The sequence below is a fragment of the Vibrio sp. 10N.222.46.A1 genome, from assembly GCF_041473595.1.
Classification (GTDB): Bacteria; Pseudomonadota; Gammaproteobacteria; order Enterobacterales; family Vibrionaceae; genus Vibrio; species Vibrio tasmaniensis_A.
This window is the reverse complement of record NZ_JBFRSN010001490.1, coordinates 1-914: the sequence shown is the minus strand read 5'-3', so window position 1 is coordinate 914 and position 914 is coordinate 1. Positions and strand designations below refer to the sequence as shown.

Genomic DNA, 914 nt, shown 5'->3' with positions numbered 1-914 from the left:
CTCTTGATAGAGAGCATCTTGATATTACTAGTCAAGAGGCCGTTAATGCTATTGTGGCTGAATTTGAGCCTAGCATCATTATTAATGCAGCGGCACATACAGCGGTTGATAAGGCTGAAGAGGAGCTTGACCTTTCTTATGCGATAAACCGTGATGGTCCAAAATACCTCGCACAAGCAGCGCAGAGCGTTGGTGCTGCAATGCTGCATATCTCTACGGATTATGTTTTTGATGGAGATAAAGTAGGCGAATATGCAGAAACGGATGCTACAAACCCTCAAGGTGTTTACGGTAAAAGTAAACTAGCAGGTGAAATCGCCGTAGCACAAGAGTGTAAAAAACATATTATCCTTCGTACTGCGTGGGTGTTTGGTGAGAATGGCAATAACTTTGTTAAGACCATGTTGCGTTTAGCAAATAGCTATGAATCTCTAAGTATTGTGGGAGATCAGTTTGGTGGGCCGACTTATGCCGGTGATATCGCATCTGCGTTAGTAACTATCGCTAAGGCTATTTGTAATGGAGAAACTGATAGGTTTGGTATTTACCACTTCTCTGGATTACCACATGTAAGCTGGAGCCAGTTTGCGCAAGCTATTTTTGATGAAGCGGTTGAACAAGGTGTCCTGAAGTGTTCACCAGCAGTTAACTCAATAACGACTGAAGAGTACCCAACTCTCGCTAAGCGTCCAGAAAATTCTAAGCTCAATACAACACTAATACGTAATACGTTTGGGATAAATGCAAGCGATTGGGTGAGTCGACTAAAATTAGGTATAAAAAGATATGAATAAACTAAGACTTATAATTCCTTCTTACAATGAAGGAGTTAATATTAATAAGTGTGCAGAGAAGCTATTAGTTATATATGAAAACCTCATTGATAGAGCGGTGATTGACATATCCAGTGATAT

At 40.4% G+C, this 914-nt stretch carries 1 protein-coding gene; it reads left to right on the top strand.

Translation table 11 applies throughout. The features are described from left to right. Nucleotides 1–794: dTDP-4-dehydrorhamnose reductase (gene rfbD, locus AB4496_RS27580; protein WP_372133176.1), on the top strand; the 794-nt coding region annotated here is incomplete at its 5' end. Nucleotides 795–914 lie beyond the last annotated feature (120 nt).